Here is a 19,210-nt window from a genome sequence, read left to right as displayed (position 1 = left end):
CGCTAGACCTGCTTGACCTGGACCGCGTGCGCCATCTCCTCGGACAGGTCGAAGCCCTCGTGTCCCGGAACGGTGATCGTCACCGAACCCGGCTTGGTCTCCACCGTCACGCGTGCGTCGGGGACGACGCCCGCCTCGCGGAGCCGGCTGATGACCTCCGGATCGGACTGCACGTGCTCGGCGAGCCTGCGCACCACCACGGCGGTTGGCTGCCCGGACGGCACGTCGGTCATGCGGATCAGGGTTTCGCCGTTGTCGGCGGGCCGGTTCAGTCCGAGCTCGGCCAGACCGGGGATCGGGTTGCCATACGGCGAGGTGGTGGGGTTGTCGAGCACCTCGACCAGACGGCGCTCGACCTCCTCGCTCATCACGTGCTCCCAGCGACAGGCCTCGGCGTGCACCTGGTCCCAGTCGAGCCCGATCACATCGACGAGCAGTCGCTCGGCCAGTCGGTGCTTGCGCATCACGGCGATCGCGAGTCCACGACCCTTGTCGGTCAACTCGAGATGGCGGTCACCGGCCACCAGTAGGAGCCCGTCGCGTTCCATCCTGGCGACCGTCTGGCTCACCGTCGGACCGCTCTGCTCGAGCCGCTCGGCAATCCGTGCCCGCAGCGGCACCACGCCTTCCTCTTCAAGGTCGTAGATGGTACGGAGGTACATCTCCGTCGTGTCGACAAGATCCTTCACCTGCACGCCCCTTCGTCTGTGGCCGATTCTACCGGCATGCGTGCGGGAATCGGCGTTGCACTCACTCTGACGCAACGCCACCCGCCCCTCGCCTCTTCCCGCGGAGCGCAAGTAGCGTGGATCGTATGGCCGCGACCTCCAGCCCCCCGGTGGGGCATGCGCACCCGAAATCGGACCGGGCCGTCGTCTGGAGTCCGGACTATCTCAGTTACCGGTGGAGCGCCGACCACCCGATGAACCCGACCCGGCTCGAGCTGACGATGAACCTCGCGCGGAGCCTCGGTCTGATCGAGGGTGCCGAGCTGGTGCGCCCCACCGCCGCCACCGACGCGGACCTGCTGCGGATCCACACCCCCGCCTACGTCGCCGCGGTCAAGGCGGCGGGCGCGGGGCCGCTGCAGGGACTCGCCGATGCCCGCGCGGACGGTGATGTCGCGCCGCACGGACTCGGCACCGAGGACAATCCGATCTTCCCCAGGATGCACGAGGCGAGCGCGATTCTCGCAGGTGGAACGCTCGCCGCGGCGAAGGAGATCGCGTCGGGCCGGGCCCGCCGGGCCGTCAGCATCGGTGGTGGGATGCACCACGCGATGTCCGACTGGGCCTCCGGCTTCTGTGTCTACAACGACGCCGCGATCGCGATCTCCTGGTTGCTCGACAACGGTTTCGATCGCATCGCCTATATCGACGTGGACGCCCATCACGGGGACGGCGTCCAGCATGCCTTCCTCGGTGACCCCAGGGTCCTGACCGTGTCCATCCATCAGCACCCGGCGACGCTGTGGCCGAACACCGGATGGTCGAGCGAGGTCGGATCGGGTGCTGCCGAGGGCGCGACGATCAACCTGCCGGTGCTGCCGGGAACCGTGGACTCGGTGTGGCTGAGAGGTTTTCATGCCGTGGTCCCGGCGGCGATGGCGGCCTTCAAGCCGCAGATCGTGATCAGCCAGTGTGGCGTGGACAGCCACAGGGAGGACCCGCTGGCGGACCTCTCGCTGACGGTCGACGGTCAGCGGGCTGCGTTCCTGGCGATGCGTCAGCTCGCGGACCGGTACGCGGAGGGTCGCTGGCTGGCCGTCGGCGGCGGCGGCTACGGGCTGGTGCGGGTGGTCCCGCGCGCGTGGACGCACCTGATCGCCGCGGCGCTCGACCGCGACATCGATCCCGCGCTCGCGGTGCCGCAGTCCTGGCGTGACCGGGTTTCGACGCTGGCGCCGAGCGTCGAGCTGCCGGAGACCATGGGTGACGGCGGCGAGGCGACCTACCTGTCCTGGGACGGGCCAGGCGGCACCCCGGAGACCGGCGTCGAATCGATGGATCGCGCTCTGGTCCGGGTGGATTCGGCGATCGCCGCCACTCGTCGCGCGGCCTTCCCGTTGCTCGGCCTCGACCCGGAGGATCCCCGTGACTGAGCCCGCGACCGGGGGTACCGACGCCGAACCGCGTGCGCCGTTCCCCAAGCACTGGCTGGCGGACGTGCTGCTCACCGACGGCGGCGTCGCGGCACTGCGGCCGATCTCGCCGGATGACGCGGACCGGCTGATCGCCTTCCACGCCAAGTTGTCCGAGCGCACCCGCTACCTGCGCTACTTCGGGCCGTACCCGACGATGTCGCAGCGCGACCTCAAGCGGTTCACCACCGTCGACCACAAGGACCGGGTTGCGTTCGTGGCCGTGCTCGGCGACGAGATCATCGCGGTCGGCCGGTACGAGCGGCTGCTGGACGTCGGTGACGGCAGGTCCGCAGAGGTCGCATTCGTGGTCGCCGACGCGCACCAGGGACGCGGGCTGGGACCGATCCTGCTCGAGCACCTGGCCGCGGCCGCCGCCGAGAACGGCCTGACCATGTTCGTGGCCGAGGTGCTCGCCGAGAACCGGAACATGGTCACCGTGTTCCGGGAGGCCGGGTATCAGGTCAGCCGGACCTACGAGGGGGGAGTGCTGCGGCTCGAGTTCGCCATCGATCCGACCGAAACCCTTGTCACGGTTCGTAATTCTCGCGAGCGGGCCACGGAGGCCAGGAGCGTCCGCAACCTGCTCAGCCCGCAGTCGGTCGCCCTGATCGGTGCGTCGACCGACGCCGCGAAGGTGGGCAACGCGGTACTGCGCAACCTGCTCGGGGCCGGGTTCACCGGGCCGGTCTACCCGGTCAACGCCGAGAACCGCTCCGTGCGGGGAGTCCGGGCCTACCCGACCGTGCACGACATTCCCGACGACGTCGACCTCGCGGTCGTTGCGGTTCCTGCGGAGGCCATCGACTCGGTCCTCGACGACTGCCTGGCGAAGGGCGTCAAGGCGCTGGTCGTGGTGTCCGGGGGGTTCAGCGACGCGGGACCGGATGGACGCCAGTCCGAGCGACGGCTGGTGCATGCCGCACGAGCGCACGGGATGCGGCTGGTCGGTCCCAACGCGCTCGGCGTCGCGAACACCAGCGCGGCCGTTCGGCTCAACGCCACCCTCGCGCCCGAGCTGCCGCCGCCGGGCCGGGTCGGGTTCTTCTGCCAGTCCGGCGCGCTCGGCATCGCGATCCTCGACGAGGCAGCGCGCCGTCAGCTCGGCCTGTCGACCTTCGTCTCGGCGGGCAACCGCGCCGACGTCTCCGGCAACGATCTACTGCAGTACTGGGACTCGGACCCCGAGACCGAGGTGGTGCTGCTGTACCTGGAGAGCTTCGGCAACCCGCGCAAGTTCTCCCGGATCGCGCGCCGGGTCGGCAGGAACAAGCCGATCGTGGCCGTGAAGTCCGGCAGGCACGCCGTGCCCGAGGCGCTCGCAGCGAACGGGGTCGAGATCGACGACTCCGTGGTGTCGGCACTGTTCGAGCAGGCGGGTGTCATCCAGGTCGGTTCGATCGCTCAGCTCTTCGACTGCGCCGTGCTGCTCGGCTACCAGCCGCTGCCCGCGGGACCGAGGGTCGCGGTGGTCGGCAACTCGTCCGCGCTCGGCGTGCTGGCCGCGGGGGCGGCCCGCAGCGAGGGGCTCGAGCCGGCGAAGCCCGTCGACCTGGCCGCGCAGTCAACGCCCGCGGAGTTCGCCGGTGCGGTGAGCGCCGCGTTGGAGTCGGTTGAGGTGGATGCGGTCTTCGCGGTGTTCGTGCCGCCGGTGAGCGTGGACGTCGAGCCGTACGCCAAGGCGCTGCGCGATGCGGCCCGGGACAGCAGCAAGCCGATCGTGACGACATTTCTTGCCGCGGAAGGTATCCCGGACGTGCTGGCGGTCCGGGGGGAGGACGGCCATCCCATCCGGGGTTCGGTCCCGTCGTATCCGGGGCCGGAGCGTGCCGCCCTGGCGCTGTCACGCGCCTGGCGTTACGCCCAGTGGAAGTCGCGGCCTGCCTCGAAGGTGGTCCGCCCGAGCGGTATCGACTCCGATCGTGCGGAGGTGCTGGTGCAGTCGTGGCTCGGCGCGGGCGACGGGCGCTGGCTGACGGATTTCGAGGCGTCGGAGTTGCTGGCCTGCTACGGCCTGCGGGTGGTGGATTTCACACTGGCGCGGTCCGAGGACGAGGCGGTCGCCGCGGCGCAGGCGCTCGGCTTCCCCGTCGCGATCAAGGCGACCCGTGAGGGGTGGCGGCACCGCCCCGACCTCAGCGGGGTGCGGTTGGACGTCAGCACCCCTGACGCGGTGCGCGACGCCTACCGCGCGCTCTCGGTGGCGTCGGCGGAACCGCTTCTGCACGTGCAGAAGATGGCGAACAAGGGAATCGGCTGCGTCGTCGGGGTGCAGGACGACCCGTCCTTCGGTTCGCTGATCTCGTTCGGGCTCGCGGGGGTGATCTCGGATCTGCTCGGTGACCGCGCCTACCGGGTGCTGCCACTGACGGAGGACGAGGCGACCGAGCTGATCGACGCCCCGAAGGCAGCGCCGCTGCTGTCCGGCTACCGGAACGCGGCGCCGGTCGACAAGAGCGCCCTGGTGGATCTGGTTCAGCGGGTCTCCGCGCTCGCCGACGACCTGCCCGAGGTGCGGGAGCTCGTCTGCGAGCCGGTGCTGGCCAGTGCGATGGGAGCTGAGATCACCGACACCCGGGTCCGGATCGGCCACGAGCCGAGCCGGGCCGACCTCGGTCCGCGCCGACTGCGCTAGCACCCCGCAACGTAGTCGCGCCGGCCGATCCTTGCGCTCCGAGGGGGAGGAGCGGGTCGGATCGACCGGCGCGGGGTGCGCTGACACTCAGGGGGATGGTCAGCGCACCGGACTGTGTGGCATTCCCGGCTCGCCGGGGTGCGAGCCCGGGTGGAGATCAGCTCGCGTAGGAGCGCAGCCGCTCGGCGCGGTCGCCCTCGCGGAGCTTGCCCATCACCTCGCGCTCGATCTGGCGGACGCGCTCACGGGAGAGCCCGAAGATCTTGCCGATCTGATCGAGGGTGCGGGGCTGGCCGTCGTCGAGACCGTACCGGAACCGGATGACCTGCTGCTCGCGCTCGTCGAGGGTGGCGAGGACGGACCGGATGTCGCTGTGCAGCAGCCCCGCGATCACCGCGTTCTCGGCCGAGGTTGCCTCGGCGTCCTCGATGAAGTCGCCGAGCGGCGCCTCCTCGTCGCTGCCGACCGGCATGTCGAGGCTGACCGGGTCCCGGCTGTGGTCGAGCAGGTCCGCGATCTTGGCGACCGCGATGCCCGATTCGCTCGAGAGCTCCTCGTCGGTGGCCTCGCGGCCGAGCTGCTGATGCAGCTCACGCTTGATCCTGGCCAGCTTGTTGACCTGCTCCACCAGGTGCACTGGCAGCCGGATCGTGCGGCTCTGATCGGCCATGCCACGGGTAATGGCCTGGCGGATCCACCAGGTCGCATAGGTGGAGAACTTGAAGCCCTTGGCGTAGTCGAACTTCTCCATCGCGCGGATCAGTCCCAGGTTGCCCTCCTGGATCAGGTCCAGCAGCGGCATTCCGCGCCCGGTGTACCTCTTGGCCAGTGACACCACGAGCCGCAGGTTCGCCTCGAGCAGGTGACTGCGCGCCGACTGGCCCTCGCGGACGATGGTGGCGAGGTCACGCTTCTTGGCGGCGGTCAGCCTCTTGCCGGTCTCGAGCACGTGTGCGGCGTACAGACCCGCCTCGATCCGCTTGGCCAGCTCGACCTCATCCGCTGCGGTCAGCAGCGCGGTGCGGCCGATCCCGTTCAGATAGACGCGAACGAGGTCCGCGGCGGGGCTCTGGGCGTCCAGATCCTCGGCGCTGGGCCGCAAGCGGGTGGTGGTGGGGCTCGTCATGACCTGCCTCCTCATCGGTGGTGTCTCATAAAGCTCAACGCCGCGACACCGTGCAAAGTTCCCAGGTGTGATCCACGGAATCGCCGCTGACCTGCGTTTTCGCGGCGGGCGTCCTGAGAAGTTGCTGAGAAGATGAGCCGGGGGAACTACCCCGGGAACTCCGCGGGCAGCACCAGCCCGTGCCGAATCAGCGAGTGCACCAGCGGGATGGCGGCGGCGGCGAGCTCGTCGGGATCCTCGCCGTTCGCGGCCGCCAGCAGTTCGAGCAGCTCGTTCAACGCCAGCGAGTCCGGCCGCATTCCCCCGAGCAGCGCGGCGGTCAGGTCGTCCACCTCGTGCTGCCAGTTCGGCCCGCTGCCGCGGTGTACCCGCGCCACGACCTGCTGCCAGCCCTCCTCACCAGGCAGCGACACCCGCTCGAGGGCGGTCGTGGGCTCGAGCCTGAAGCGCTGTTCGAGCACGTCACGCTCGCGCAACCAGGCCAGCCGGTCGAAATAGCCGAGCGCCTCGCCGCCGAGCGGATCGGTGAAGCCGTGCCGCAGGTCCTCGGCGAGCACGTCGCTCGGCTCGTCCGTGCGCCGCAGGTAGACGAAGCCGAAGCCGATGCCCTCGACGTCGGCGGCCTCGAAATGGGCCAGCCAGGCCTCGGCCTGCGCCGCGGTCGCCGGGTCACGCGGATCGAGGCCGCCGTCGCGCATCCACGTGCCCACGTACAGCGCGGGGTCGGCGACGTCACGCTGCACGATCCAGGCGTCGACGCCGTGCGCGGGCAGCCAGGACGCGATCCGCGACCGCCAGTCCTCGCCGCGCACATGCACCCAGGACGCCAGCATGGAGGCGGTACCGCCCGGCTCGAGGTGGTCGAGCACGTTCGAGACCATCAGCTCGCTGGCTCCGTCGAGATCGAGTCCCGAATCGCGGTAGGTGTGCTCGACCCGGCCGCGGCCGACCACGAACGGCGGGTTGGCGACCACCCGGTCGAAGCGGCGGCCGTCGACCGGCTCGAACCACGGACCGCCGAGCAACTCGACGTCGATCTCGTTGAGCGCGAACGTCGCGGCCGACAGGTCGAGCGCGCGCAGGTTGATGTCGGTGGCCGTGACGGACCGCGCGTACCCGGCGGCGTGCAGCGCCTGGATGCCACAGCCGGTGCCCAGGTCCAGCACCGACCCGGTCGGGGTGGTCGGGGTGGCGCGGAGCAACGACAGGGACGCGTGCCCGACGCCGAGCACGTGGTCGGGCGCCGTGGTCCGCGGACCCATGCTGCCGTCCAGGTCGGAGAGCACCCATCGGTTGCCCGCGCCGAGGTCGAGCGGCCGCAGGTCGAGTGCCGCCCTGACCTCGTCTCCCGAGCGCTCGAGCAGCCCCACGGCGACGGCCCGGTCCAGATCGAGCGGCCGCAGCGCATGCGCGACCTCCGCCGCCGGGCAGGGATCGGCCAGCAGGAAGAGCCTCGTCAGCACCCCGAGATCGCCCGCGGTGCGGCTGGCAAGCCGCACCGGAACGGGCTCGCTGCGGCCGAGCGCATCGTGGGCGTCGGAGCCGAGCATCTCCAGCAGGGCGTCGGCGGTGTACTCGGTGCGGTGCAGGGCCTCGCGGAGCGGAGCGCAGGCGGAGAGCAGTTCTCGGTTCACCGCCACAGTTTGTCAGCTCGTGGCGGCAGGGTCGGCGGTCGATGCCGAAACGTCAGCCCTCGATCGTGGGGTGCTTGTCCGATTCGATCGCGGGCGGGGTCGGGGCCTGGTGGTCGTAGCGGCGCGGCTCGTCGGCCTTGCGCGGCGGGCGGTCGTTCGCGACCAGCACCGCGATCCACGGCAACGGGACGGAGATGCCGATGATGGCCAGGCTGATCCATGGGTTGGCCCACTCGCTGTAGGCAAGCGCGGCCAACACCAGTGCCGGGATCCGGATCGCCATCAGGATCGTGTACTTGCGGACCCGGACGCGCTGTTCGTCATAGAACGACTGGGCCGCATCGGTGATGAGAACCGGGTTTCCCGACGCGTCGTCGTTGCCCTTCGCGCGGTCGAAATCCGAACTCGATGCCATCTGTCCACCTTCCCACTCTCCGCAGTCGAATGCACTACCGGGGGCTCGCCCGCCGCGCGGGAGTGCGTCATCATGGACGGGTGAGCACTCAGACCAAGGAACGTCCCGACACCACCACCGACGAGTCCACCGATGACGACCGCCCCAAGTTCTTCCACTATGTGAAGAAGAACAAGATCGCCGAGAGCGCGGTGATGGGTACCCACGTCGTCGCGTTGTGCGGGGAGGTCTTCCCGGTGACCAAATCGGCCAAGCCCGGCTCGCCGGTGTGCCCCGAATGCAAGAAGATCTACGACGGGTTGCGCGCGGGCGACTGAGCCGCCACGACCGGACAGCGGCCGCCGTCGGTGTCGTCGGCCGCCTCGTCGGCCGCCTCGTCGGTTGGCGCGTCCTCGGCGGCCTCGTGCTTGCCCCGGTCCGGTCCGGTGATCCGCATCGGGCCGCCTGCGAGCCGCCTGGTGAGATTCGTGACGGGCCCGACGGACGCGCCGTCGGGCGCCCTCGCGGCCGCCGCGGCCTGCGCCGCGAGCCACTCCCGCATCTGCTCCATCCGGGTGGCCCTTGCCGGCCAGAACTCCTGGATGGTCGCGTTGAACTCGGCGCCGAGGACCACCGCGAAGCCCAGGAAGAACGTGAACAGCAGGAAGGCGATCGGCGCCGCCAGCGCGCCGTAGGTGTAGCCGGTCTGGGTGATCCAGGAGAGATACCAGCGCAGGACGGTGCTCGCGCCCATGAAGAACACCCCCGCGAGCAGCGATCCGCCGAGTAGCCGGTGCCAGGGCAGGGACTTGGCCAGCGCCACCTTGTACAGGGTGGTCAGGCCGATGATCAGGAGCAGGCCGACGGCCGGGTAGTAGAAGGCATCGACCGCCTCTGTCCCGAACGAGTACCAGGACCGCGGTAGCACCTCTCCGATCAGGGTGGGTCCCAGCGCGACGAGCGGCAGCACGAAGACCGCGACGATGAGAAACATCACATAGAGCAGCAGCGCGAAGATCCGTTGCCAGACGGGATGCCTCACGTCCTTCTGCCCGTGCGCCTCGACGATGGAGTCGACGAACGTCGAGATCGCCGACGATCCCGCCCACAGCGACAGCAGGAAACCGGCCGAGACGATCTCGGGTCGGCCCTGGCCGAGGACGTCGTTCACCGTCGGGCTGATGAGCTGGTCGACGACGCTCTCGCTGAAAGCGGTACGGCTGAAGGTGATGATCTTCGACTCGATGATCTCGACCGTGTCGGGGCCGAACCAGCCGCCGACGTAGCCGATGCTGCCGAGCAGTCCGAGCAGCAGGGGAGGAAGCGACAGGGTCTGCCAGAAGGCGGCCGTCGCGGCCTTGCCGAAGATCGAGTCGCCCCAGGCCTTCGTCGCGGTTCTCGCGATGACCTGCCAGGCGCGGTGGAGCGGATGGAATCCTGAGCGCGCATCGGCGCGCCCGGCAGGCTGGTCGCCGCCCGGCTCTCCGTTGCTCGGCTCGTCCATGATGGTTCCAGCATTCCCGACGTGGCCACGTCGCCGCGCATTGAGGCCCCCCGTGTCGGGAGAAATCTGCCCGCTACCAGAGATCGCGGCCGGTCCGCGACCACGCCGCGACGCGCGGTCGCCGGTGATGCGGGGAACGTCGGTGGTCGGCGTTAGGCTCCTCCAGGATCGAATCACGGCGACCGATCGCATCACGGACACAGTGCAGAAGGAGCGGCAGCGACAGTGCTCACGGGTAGTACCGAATCGACACCACCCGCACCCGTCGCCACCCTCCGAGCGTGGCAGCGTCGCGCGCTGACCAAGTACCTGGCCACCGGGCCCCGCGACTTCCTCGCGGTGGCGACCCCCGGCGCAGGCAAGACGACCTTCGCGCTCCGGGTCGCCTCGGAGCTGCTGCGCGACCGCACCATCGACCAGGTGACCGTCGTCGCGCCCACCGAGCACCTCAAGCACCAGTGGTCCGGGGCCGCGGCCAGGATGGGCATCGCGCTGGACTCGAACTTCACCAACTCGACCGGGCAGACGTCCGCCGAGTACCACGGCGTGGTCGTCACCTACGCCCAGGTCGCATCGCATCCGACCAAGCATCGGGTGCGCACCGAGAACCGGCGGACCCTGGTGATCCTCGACGAGATCCACCACGGCGGCGATGCCAAGAGCTGGGGCGACGCGATCCGGGAAGCGTACGAGCCCGCCACCCGGCGGCTGGCCCTGACCGGTACCCCGTTCCGCAGCGACGACAGCGCGATCCCGTTCGTGCAGTACGAACCGGACCGCGAGGGTCTGATGCGGTCGAAGGCCGACCATTCCTACGGCTACTCGGACGCCCTCGCCGACGGCGTGGTGCGCCCGGTGGTCTTCCTCGCGTACTCGGGGGAGGCGCGCTGGCGCAACAACGCCGGTGAGGAGTTCGCGGCCAGGCTCGGCGAGCCGCTGTCCGCCGAGCAGACCGCGCGCGCGTGGCGGACCGCCCTCGACCCGAACGGCGACTGGATCCCGTCGGTGCTCACCGCCGCCAACACACGGCTGCAGCAGCTGCGCGCGGGCGGCATGCCCGACGCGGGCGGGCTGGTCATCGCGACGGACCAGACGGTGGCGCGGGCGTACGCGAAGATCCTCGAGGCAGGCACCGGACGGGCGCCGACCGTCGTGCTGTCCGACGACCCGACCGCCTCGAAGAAGATCGCCGAGTTCAGCGAGAGCTCCGAGCCGTGGATGGTGGCGGTGCGGATGGTGTCCGAGGGTGTCGACGTGCCGCGCCTGGCCGTCGGCGTCTACGCCACCAGCTCCTCCACCCCACTGTTCTTCGCGCAGGCCATCGGCCGGTTCGTGCGCATGAGGGCCAAGGGCGAGACGGCGAGCGTCTTCGTGCCCTCCGTGCCGGTGCTGCTCGACCTCGCCAGCCAGCTCGAGCTGCAGCGCGACCACGTGCTCGGCAAGCCGCATCGGGAGAAGGACGGCCTCGACGACGAACTGCTGGTCGACGCCAACAAGCAGAAGGACGAGCCGGGCGAGGAGGAGAAGGCGTTCACCTCGCTCGGCGCCGACGCGGAGCTCGACCAGGTGATCTACGACGGATCCTCGTTCGGGACGGCGACCTTCGCCGGCAGCGACGAGGAGGCGGACTACCTGGGCCTGCCGGGGCTGCTCGACGCGGACCAGATGCGGGCCCTGCTGCGTGAGCGTCAGGCCGGTCAGCTGGACAAGGGGGCCAGGGAGCCCGCACCCGTCCAGGCGCCCGCCGCGGTGGCCGACCGGGTCTCGTCCGCGAGCAAGCTCGCGGAACTGCGCAAGGAGCTCAACGGGCTCGTCGCGATGCAGCACCACCGAACCGGCAAGCCGCACGGGTGGATCCACGGTGAGTTGCGCCGGGTCTGCGGCGGCCCGCCGACCGCGATCGCCACGGTCGAGCAGCTCACCGAACGGATCGCGATGCTCCGGCAGTGGTGAGACGGGCAGTGGTGAAACCAGACAGAGCCCGCACCTTCAGGTGCGGGCTCTGTGCTGACTGGGGTGCCCCGAACGGGCGCCCGGTTTGGCTGACGGCCTAGATCGTCGCCTCATCGAGTACGGCATCGGAGACGATGGTGGCGTTCATCGCGCGGAGTCGATCCTCGTGCTCGTTGGCGTGGTGCTGGCAGAAGAGAAGCTCTCCACCAGTCGAGAGGACCGCGCGCACGCGGGCTCCCGCACCACACCGGTCGCACCGGTCGGCAGCGGTCAATGGGGGGCTGGTCAGTGTTCCGGGCATGACTCCTCCGTACTGGCGTTCGGCCGAAGCCGGGTGCCTGGGGCCTGGTCCGCCGCACCGGGGTGGCGCGGTGAATCCACTCTGTCAGACGTTTGGGCTTCAGGAGTTGTTCCCGTCGGCGTTTCTTTGTGGTTTCACTAACAACGAACACGGGCCCCGCACGTGACGGAGATCACTGTGGGGGCGCACCGGATAGCCTGCGGGGGTGACTCATCCGGACAGCACCCTCGTACACATCTGCACCGCCGAGCAGTGGCGGCATGCGCAGCGGGCGGGGGAGCGGCTGCCCGAGACCTACGACGCCGACGGGTTCGTTCACCTGTCGAGCACCGGGCAGGTGCACCTGCCTGCGAACCGGCTGTTCGCCGGTCGCTCCGATCTCGTGCTGTTGTACCTGGACCGGGAGCGGCTCGGAGCCGAGGTCCGCTGGGAGCCGGGCGTGCCGACGGACCCGGAGTCGATGCGGTTCCCGCACCTGTACGGGCCGCTCCCGGTGGCGGCGGTCACCGGGGTGCGCGCGTATCGACCCGGTCCAGACGGCAGGTTCGGGACCCCGGAGGACTCAGGACGCGGGGAGTTCCCTGGCGATGATCGCGGCCTGAACGCGTGAGCTGACGCCGAGCTTGGTGAGCACCCGGGACACATGGGTCTTGACGGTGGTCTCCCCGATGAACAGGCGTCCGGCGATCTGCTGATTCGTCAGACCGTCGCCGAGACAATCGAGCACCTCCCGCTCGCGGTCGGTGAGGTCGCCGAGGCCAGCGGGCTGCCGCACCGGAGTCGGCGGTGCCGCCGCGAAGGCGTCGATCAGGGTGCGGGTGACCTGTGGGGCCAGCACGCCGTCCCCCGCGGCGACCGCGCGCACGGCAGCCGTCAACTCCGCGGCCGTCGCCGATTTCAGCAGGAACCCGGAGGCGCCTGCCTGCAGCGCCCCGAACACGTACTCGTCGATGTCGAAGGTGGTCAGCACCAGCACGTGGGCCAGGCCCGCCGCGGTGATCTCCCTGGTCGCCGCGATGCCGTCGGTGCCGGGCATCCGGATGTCCATCAGCACCACATCGGGCCGCAACGCACGGGCCTGGCCGAGCGCCACCTCGCCGTCGGCGGCCTCGCCGATCACCTCGATGTCGTCGGCGGACCCGAGGATCATCGACAACCCCGACCGGATCGCGGCGTGGTCGTCGGCGACCACCACCCGGATCATGCGCCCGCCGCCGGTCCGTCGACGGGGATGGACACCGCGACCCGCCAGCCGTCGGGGGCCGGTCCCGCGCTGAACCGGCCACCGAGCAGTTCGGTGCGCTCGCGCATGTTCGTGAGCCCGGTGCGTTGGCGTGGCGGATCCGACGGGAATCCTCGCGGCGGAAGCGGATTGCAGACCGTCATCAGCAACTGCCCTGACTGCGACCGGAGGGTGAGCTCGACCGGACGGCCCGGTGCGTGCTTGATGGCATTGGTGAGGGCCTCCTGGGCGATCCGATAGGCGGTGTGGTCCACGGCGGTGGGCAGCTCGCCTGGTGCGAGGTCGTCGTGCACCGCGACCTCGGTGCCCGCGGCCTGTGCGGAGTCGACCAGCTTGGCGAGCTGGCGGAGACGGCCGGGCGCCGCCGCGTCGTCGACGATCTCCGTGCGGAGCAGGCCGATCATCGAGCGCATTTCCTCGAGCGCGTCGATGCTGTTGCCGCGCACGGATTTCAGGATCCGGTGCAGGCGCTCGTCGGACTCCGGGCCGGTGATGCCGAGCGCGGCCTCGGACTGGATGGCGATCGCGGACAGGTGGCCCGCGACGACGTCGTGCAGATCCCGGGCCATCCGATTCCGTTCGTCCGCGATCGCCGCCTGCCGGTCAAGGGCCGCGATGGTGGTCAGCGCCTCGGCTCGGGCACGCTCGGAGTCGGCGACGTCCTTGTGCAGCCGCACCGCGCGCCCCCACCACAGCGGGGTGCCGACGAAGGCGAAGGCCGCGATCGTGGTGATCACCAGTGGTTGCCAGCTCCTGGTGAGGACCAGCACGAGGGCGAGGCACACGGTGGTGCCCGCCGCCGCGACGCCGACCATGGCACGGGACTGCCTGGCGGTGCCGTACAGCGCGACCGCGTACACGAGGTCGGAAAAGACCAGCCAGATCGGCAGGGTGGGCCCGAGCGCGAAATCGATGCCGAAGGGGATGGTGGCGAGCCAGATCGCCAGCACCGGGCGGTCCCGACGGAACACGGCGACACCGCAGATCGCGGCCAGCAGTACCAGCCTGGCCGGTACGGGGACCCCGGCGGAGAACGGCGCGAGCGAGTACAGGGTGGTCGAGTAGAGCACGGTGCCGGTGGCGAACGCGAGGAGCGCGATCAGCGCACTCTGCGCGAGTGAGGGGAGTGCGGTCCAGCGTGACACGCCACCATCACAGCACACCGAGAACCCCGTGACGTCCTCCCAAGGGAGGACGTCGGATCCGGCGGACGGGCGATGTCGCGGCAGGGTCGCGCCGGTGATGATCGTCGGCATGGAGATGGCGCTCGTGCTCGGGCTCGTCGGGCTCGCTCTGGTCGACAGCACCAGCCTGGGGACGCTGGTGATACCGCTGTGGCTGTTGATGTCCCCGGAGCGGCCGCCGGTGCGCCGGATGGTCGCGTACCTGGGCGCGATCGCCGGCTTCTATTTCGTGGTGGGGGTACTGGTCCTGCTGACCGCGTCGACCGGAATCGCCGCGGCAGGGTCCGTGCTGCGCGGACCCGTCGGGCTCAGTGTGCAGTTGGCGCTCGGTGTCGGCCTGTTCGCACTCAGTTGGCGATTCGACTCCAGGGCGAAGACCGGTGGCGGCGGCGGTCGGGTGATCCGGTGGCGGGCAAGGGCTCTGGATGCTCAGTCCTCCGGATCCGGGGTCGCGGTCCTGGCGATGAGCGCGGGCGCCCTCGAACTGGTCACGATGCTGCCGTACCTCGCGGCGATCGGGTTGTTGGTCTCGAGCGGGCTGTCCCCTGCGGTCTCACCGGTCCTGCTGGCCGGCTATTGCGTCGTGATGGTGCTCCCCGCCTGCCTGCTGATCCTCGCCAGGACGGTGGCGCACGCGCGGGTCGAACCCTGGCTGGTACGCGCGGACGGCTTCCTGTCCAGACATGCGGACAGCGCGCTGGGCTGGGTGCTCGGCATCGCGGGATTTCTGCTCGCCCGCGATGCCGCCGTCGAGCTCTTCTTCCGCTGATCATCGGCGAATATCGCGCGTCGCGGGACCGATCCCGCGCGCGGCGCTACCGTTGAGTCATGAACGTGGAAGTGACTCCCCTTCCCGGAATCGGCATCCGGAAGGATTTCGAGCTGTCGACCGGTAGGCGCATCGGCGTGGTCACCCATCGGGACGGTGGGACGGACCTCATCGTTTCGAAGAAGGACGATCCCGACGCCTGTGCCGCATCGGTGCCGCTGACCGACGAGGAGGCCGCTGTCCTGGGCAATCTGCTCGGCGCCCCGCAGTTGGTCTCGCAGTTGCGGGAGGAACACCGTGACCTGCCGGGGATCAACACCCGGCAACTGCCGATCGCCGAGGACTCGCCCTTCGACGGCCGGACGCTGGGGGAGACCGCGATGCGAACCAGGACCGGGGTCTCGGTGGTGGCGGTGATGCGGGCCGGACAGGTGTACCCGTCGCCGAATCCGGACTTCAACCTCACCGAGGGAGACCTCTTGGTCGCCGTGGGTACCTCGGACGGGCTCGACGGCGCGGCCAAGATCCTGCACCACGGATGAGTTCCGGGAAAAACCCGGGGCGGCGGCATGACTAGCACCGCGCTTTCGCTGATCCAGCTCGGCGCGGTGTTCTTCGCGCTCGGTGTCCTCGGTCGGCTGGCGGGCCGGGTCGGCATGTCGCCGATCCCGCTGTACCTGGTCGGCGGCCTCTGCTTCGGCGAGGGTGGGTTCTTCACGCTCGACGGTATCGGCGACTTCGGGCACCTGGCCGGGGAGATCGGCGTGGTCCTGCTGCTCCTGCTGCTCGGCCTCGAGTACACCGCGAGTGAGCTGGTCACCGGGCTGCGCAAGTCGTGGATGGCGGGTGCGGTGGACATCGTGCTCAACGCCGCACCGGGGGTGATCGTCGCATTCATGCTCGGGTGGGGGCCGGTCGGTGCCCTCGTGATGGGTGGCGTCACCTACATCTCGTCCTCGGGCATCATCGCCAAGGTCCTCAGCGACCTCGGCCGGCTCGGCAACCGCGAAACCCCTGTGGTGCTGGCGATCCTCGTGTTCGAGGACCTGACCATGGCCGTCTACCTGCCGATCCTGACGGCGATCCTGGCCGGGGTCGGCTTCTTCGGCGGCCTGCAGGCGCTGGCGATCTCGTTGTGCGTGGTCACCTTGGTGCTGGTGATCGCGCTGCGCTACGGCCACTACGTGTCGGCGATCGTCGACAGCAAGGACAAGGAGGTCTTCCTCCTCAAGCTGCTGGGCGCGGCGCTGTTGGTCGCCGGTATCGCCTCGGCGATGCAGGTGTCGGCGGCGGTCGGCGCGTTCCTGCTCGGCATCGCGATCTCCGGGTCCACCGCCCGCAACGCGGCGAAGGTACTCGAGCCCCTCCGTGACCTGTTCGCGGCGATGTTCTTCGTGGTGTTCGGCCTGAACACCGATCCGGGCACCATTCCGCCGGTGCTCGGCTGGGCGGTCCTGCTGGCGGTGGCGACGACCGCGACCAAGATCGCGACGGGATGGTGGGCGGCCCGCAGGCAGGGGGTCGCCGTGATGGGCCGGGCGCGCGCGGGCGCGGCCCTGGTCGCCCGCGGCGAGTTCTCGATCGTCATCGCGGGGCTCGCGGTGGCGGCGGGCGCGGTCGAGGGTGAGCTCGCGGCGCTGGCGACGGCGTACGTGCTGCTGATGGCGATCCTCGGCCCGGTTGCGGCACGCGTGGTCGAACCGTTGGTCGGTGCCCTGCGGCGGCCGCAGAAGCCGTCAGGGGAGCCGAGCGACCCCTACCTCACGCCCTGATCGCGCCCGCCGGGCTCACCGCTTGTGCCGCGCGTTGCGGAATCTCTCGACGACGTCGCCGACCTTTGCGACCTCGTCCGGACAGCACGGGCAGCGCAGCGTCACGGTGCCGTCGAGCGTCTCCACCCAGTACGGCTCGGTGCCGTCGCCTGGGACGAACAGGTAGCGGCCGATGCCGAGTTCGGGGTTGTAGAGGTTGTGGAAGATCTGCAGCCTCACGATGCCGTGCGCACAGCGATCCTTCGCGACCGTGAGCGCCCGCACCACACGATCGGGCAACGCCATGATGCGATCGGCGATCTCCCGGGTGTTGCCGAACACCACCGTGTCCTGGTGGTCGTGCCGCCGGTCTTCGGTCGTCATCTCGGGTCACCTCGCGATAAGGCGACGACCCCCGTCGCCATACACCGGCGAAGGGGGACATCACTGCTGTCACGTCGGAGCTTCCAGTCTAGTTTCCGATCGCGAGCGCCGAGCAGATCCGATTAGGCCTCCGGCGGGAACCACGGCGCCTGCGGGCCGTGCGGCGCCCCGGAGGTCGGCCCGAATGGCAGCCCGTGCAGCTCGACGGCATCGATCTGATCCCGGAACCGCGGCGGCACCGCCGATCGGTCCTCCTCTGCGAACGCCACCATCTGGTGGCCGAGGACGTCCGGCGAGCGGGGCACGCGCTTGTCCTGCCACCAGAACTCGAACACGGCCCGGTCGCGGTCGAGGTCGATGATCCCGTAGCCGTGGTCGACCCACTCGACGAACTGGGCGTTGCGGTTGAGCGTGAGGATCGCAGCTTCGGCGGCGCGCGCGATCTCGGTGGACTCCGCAGGCCCGAGGCCGGTGGCGCCGCGGATCATGTCGTCGGCGCCACCGCGCCCCATCGAGGTGGGGGCGAACTCGACACCGACGGACAGGCCTCGGACGTCCGCGGGGTCGTCGACGACTGTGGGCACCGGGCCGCCGTTGCCGGTGCTCACCCGCAGCGCCCCGGCCCCGTGGTTCTGCGGTTCGGCACCGCTACGGGTGTTGCGGCCGGGGATCCCCGAGGCATACCCGTCGCCGAGGTACGCCGTGGAGATGACGTCGGACGCGAAATTCCCGTGCGCGTCGCCGGTCACCATGACGTTCCGCCGGATCCGCTCCCCGCGTGCGCCCCGGAGGTGGTCGACGATCGCGTCGCGCTCGGCGGTGTACCGGCCCCAGCGGCCGATGCCGAGCTTCGGCATCTTCACCCCCTGCACGACCTCCGGGATGTCGGTCGGAGCGAACCACGCCTGGTTGCCGATGACCCGCCACCGGGTCCCCCGGTGCGACGAGTCGGTGAGCGTGGCGGTGAGCCACTCGTACTGCCGCCGACCGAGGAGGCTCGGCTGCCCCGGCGGCAGGTGCGAGGAATCGGCGGTGTGCACGGCGTGCGACTCGGCGTCGATCCCGACGACGTCGACGAGGTCGCCGTAACGCAGCGCCCGGTAGACGAGCAGCGGGTCCTCCGGTGCGGGGTAGGAGCCGTCGTCGACGAGCACGAACTCGCCGCTGCCGTCGGCGCGCACGGGCCGGGTCGGTGTCCACTCGTGGAACGCGCGCACCGTGTCGGCGAGGGTCGTGGTCGCCGACGCCGGGTCGATCCCGGGGGCGTTCACCTCGGTGCCGTAGGCGACGTCGATGTCGTGGTTGTCCCACACGATCATCCACGGGTGCTGCTGGTGGGCCCGGACGAACTGGGGGTCCGAGCGCCACAGCGCGTACCGCCTGCGCACCTCGGCGAGGTCGAGCCAGTCCCGGTTGTCCGGGTGGTCCATGTCGGCGAAGCCGACGCGCGAGCGCACCAGCTCGTCCTTGTCCGGGAAGTCGTAGATGTAGTCGCCCACGTGCAGCACGAGATCGAGGTCGTCCCTGGCGGCGATGTGCTCGAACCCGCTCCAGAACGAGGACCAGTAGGAGCTGCACGACATCGTGGCGATGCGCACCCGGTCGACGGCGGCACCGGGGGCAGGCGCTGTGCGCGTTCGCCCCGTGATCGAGTGGGCGCCGGAGTGCGTGAAGCGGTAGAAGTACGTCGCGGCCGGGGCCAGGCCGGTGACGTCGACCTTCACCGTGAAGTCGTGCTCCGCCACCGGGGTCTGCGCGCCGGAGCGGACGAGGGCCGTCATGCCGGGGTCGGTGGCCACCTCCCACCGCACGGGTCCGGGGGCGCCGGTCACGCGCTCGGGCATGAGACGAGTCCAGAGGATGACGCGGTCGGGCAAGGGGTCACCGCTGGCGACGCCGTTGGCGAACGGTCCGGGGCAACACGTGGGGTAGTCGACGGGACGGGCGGGATCGGCGGACGGCGCCGCGGCGGTCGCGGAGGGGGCGTGTCGGAGACCAGCCACCGCGAGACCGCCCGCGAGGGCGGAGCCGCGCAGGAACGCGCGGCGGGAGGGGCCGCGCGGGGAGGTGGGGGCGATTGGGGGCTGGTCACTCATCCGGCAAGTCTCGACCACCGCGGGGCGTGCGCGGTGGGGATCCGATGACGGCCCGACGTGCGCAGGGTGAACTGTCGGTGGCAGGAGACCATCGGA

At 70.3% G+C, this 19,210-nt stretch carries 18 protein-coding genes; 8 read left to right on the top strand and 10 right to left on the bottom strand.

The window, feature by feature from the left end; all coding sequences use genetic code 11:
- Positions 1 to 2 precede the first annotated feature (2 nt).
- Positions 3 to 689 carry an iron dependent repressor, metal binding and dimerization domain protein gene (locus ACWFRB_RS08015; protein ID WP_452640061.1) on the bottom strand — a complete coding sequence of 229 codons (687 nt, stop codon included), beginning with the start codon at positions 687 to 689 and terminating at the stop codon, positions 3 to 5.
- 125 nt (positions 690 to 814) lie between these two features.
- Here ACWFRB_RS08015 and ACWFRB_RS08010 point away from each other — a divergent pair, with 125 nt between their 5' ends.
- On the top strand, positions 815 to 2,101 hold the full coding sequence (locus tag ACWFRB_RS08010; RefSeq protein WP_452640059.1) for an acetoin utilization protein AcuC: 1,287 nt from the start codon (positions 815 to 817) through the stop codon (positions 2,099 to 2,101).
- Positions 2,094 to 4,775: a bifunctional acetate--CoA ligase family protein/GNAT family N-acetyltransferase gene (locus tag ACWFRB_RS08005; RefSeq protein ID WP_452640057.1), complete on the top strand. Its 2,682-nt coding sequence runs from the start codon at positions 2,094 to 2,096 to the stop codon at positions 4,773 to 4,775. The genes ACWFRB_RS08010 and ACWFRB_RS08005 overlap by 8 nt, the downstream gene beginning before the upstream one ends.
- A 157-nt stretch (positions 4,776 to 4,932) precedes the next feature.
- On the opposite strand, the gene ACWFRB_RS08000 is transcribed toward ACWFRB_RS08005, so the two are convergent.
- The 3 genes from ACWFRB_RS08000 to ACWFRB_RS07990 all read right to left on the bottom strand — a co-directional run bounded on the left by ACWFRB_RS08000 (position 4,933) and on the right by ACWFRB_RS07990 (position 7,950).
- Positions 4,933 to 5,901, bottom strand: a complete 969-nt coding sequence (locus ACWFRB_RS08000; protein ID WP_452640055.1) for a sigma-70 family RNA polymerase sigma factor — start codon at positions 5,899 to 5,901, stop codon at positions 4,933 to 4,935.
- A gap of 146 nt (positions 5,902 to 6,047) precedes the next feature.
- Positions 6,048 to 7,535: a DUF7782 domain-containing protein gene (locus tag ACWFRB_RS07995; protein ID WP_452640054.1), complete on the bottom strand. Its 1,488-nt coding sequence runs from the start codon at positions 7,533 to 7,535 to the stop codon at positions 6,048 to 6,050.
- Positions 7,536 to 7,587: 52 nt separating this feature from the next.
- On the bottom strand, positions 7,588 to 7,950 hold the full coding sequence (locus ACWFRB_RS07990; protein WP_452640052.1) for a DUF3099 domain-containing protein: 363 nt from the start codon (positions 7,948 to 7,950) through the stop codon (positions 7,588 to 7,590).
- 80 nt (positions 7,951 to 8,030) lie between these two features.
- Between ACWFRB_RS07990 and ACWFRB_RS07985 the strand changes: the two genes are divergently transcribed.
- On the top strand, positions 8,031 to 8,267 hold the full coding sequence (locus ACWFRB_RS07985) for a DUF3039 domain-containing protein (protein WP_077041408.1): 237 nt from the start codon (positions 8,031 to 8,033) through the stop codon (positions 8,265 to 8,267).
- Here the strand turns inward: ACWFRB_RS07985 and ACWFRB_RS07980 are convergent.
- Positions 8,240 to 9,433, bottom strand: a complete 1,194-nt coding sequence (locus tag ACWFRB_RS07980; protein ID WP_452640051.1) for a YihY/virulence factor BrkB family protein — start codon at positions 9,431 to 9,433, stop codon at positions 8,240 to 8,242. The two genes, ACWFRB_RS07985 and ACWFRB_RS07980, sit on opposite strands and share 28 nt — an antisense overlap.
- A gap of 225 nt (positions 9,434 to 9,658) precedes the next feature.
- Between ACWFRB_RS07980 and ACWFRB_RS07975 the strand changes: the two genes are divergently transcribed.
- A complete protein-coding gene (locus ACWFRB_RS07975; RefSeq protein ID WP_452640050.1) occupies positions 9,659 to 11,386 on the top strand; it encodes a DEAD/DEAH box helicase in 1,728 nt (575 codons plus the stop codon).
- A gap of 97 nt (positions 11,387 to 11,483) precedes the next feature.
- Here ACWFRB_RS07975 and ACWFRB_RS07970 read toward each other — a convergent pair whose 3' ends face one another.
- Positions 11,484 to 11,687, bottom strand: coding sequence for a DUF7455 domain-containing protein (locus tag ACWFRB_RS07970; RefSeq protein ID WP_097211258.1), 204 nt, complete (start codon positions 11,685 to 11,687; stop codon positions 11,484 to 11,486).
- Between the two features lie 205 nt (positions 11,688 to 11,892).
- On the opposite strand from ACWFRB_RS07970, the gene ACWFRB_RS07965 reads away from it, so the two are divergent.
- Entirely contained in the window at positions 11,893 to 12,297 is a 405-nt protein-coding gene (locus ACWFRB_RS07965) for a DUF952 domain-containing protein (protein ID WP_452640049.1), read from the top strand.
- On the opposite strand, the gene ACWFRB_RS07960 is transcribed toward ACWFRB_RS07965, so the two are convergent.
- Complete coding sequence (locus ACWFRB_RS07960; protein ID WP_452640048.1) at positions 12,250 to 12,891, bottom strand: response regulator; 642 nt, start codon at positions 12,889 to 12,891, stop codon at positions 12,250 to 12,252. The two genes, ACWFRB_RS07965 and ACWFRB_RS07960, sit on opposite strands and share 48 nt — an antisense overlap.
- Complete coding sequence (locus ACWFRB_RS07955; RefSeq protein ID WP_452640047.1) at positions 12,888 to 14,075, bottom strand: sensor histidine kinase; 1,188 nt, start codon at positions 14,073 to 14,075, stop codon at positions 12,888 to 12,890. Before ACWFRB_RS07955 ends, ACWFRB_RS07960 begins: the two co-directional genes overlap by 4 nt.
- Before the next feature lie 97 nt (positions 14,076 to 14,172).
- Between ACWFRB_RS07955 and ACWFRB_RS07950 the strand changes: the two genes are divergently transcribed.
- From ACWFRB_RS07950 to ACWFRB_RS07940, 3 genes are read left to right on the top strand one after another with little or no spacing between them, the layout of a single operon-like run.
- Complete coding sequence (locus ACWFRB_RS07950) at positions 14,173 to 14,883, top strand: GAP family protein (RefSeq protein WP_452640092.1); 711 nt, start codon at positions 14,173 to 14,175, stop codon at positions 14,881 to 14,883.
- A gap of 59 nt (positions 14,884 to 14,942) precedes the next feature.
- Complete coding sequence (locus ACWFRB_RS07945) at positions 14,943 to 15,425, top strand: cation:proton antiporter regulatory subunit (protein ID WP_452640045.1); 483 nt, start codon at positions 14,943 to 14,945, stop codon at positions 15,423 to 15,425.
- 27 nt (positions 15,426 to 15,452) lie between these two features.
- Complete coding sequence (locus ACWFRB_RS07940; protein WP_452640043.1) at positions 15,453 to 16,655, top strand: cation:proton antiporter; 1,203 nt, start codon at positions 15,453 to 15,455, stop codon at positions 16,653 to 16,655.
- Between the two features lie 15 nt (positions 16,656 to 16,670).
- Here the strand turns inward: ACWFRB_RS07940 and ACWFRB_RS07935 are convergent, their stop codons facing one another.
- A complete protein-coding gene (locus tag ACWFRB_RS07935; protein WP_452640042.1) occupies positions 16,671 to 17,018 on the bottom strand; it encodes a hypothetical protein in 348 nt (115 codons plus the stop codon).
- 122 nt (positions 17,019 to 17,140) lie between these two features.
- A complete protein-coding gene (locus ACWFRB_RS07930) occupies positions 17,141 to 19,114 on the bottom strand; it encodes an alkaline phosphatase D family protein (RefSeq protein ID WP_452640040.1) in 1,974 nt (657 codons plus the stop codon).
- Positions 19,115 to 19,210: the final 96 nt, after the last annotated feature.

Source organism: Rhodococcus sp. NPDC055112 (assembly GCF_053607505.1).
Note: the sequence above shows the minus strand (reverse complement) of the source record. Positions and strands in the feature narration are given on the sequence as shown.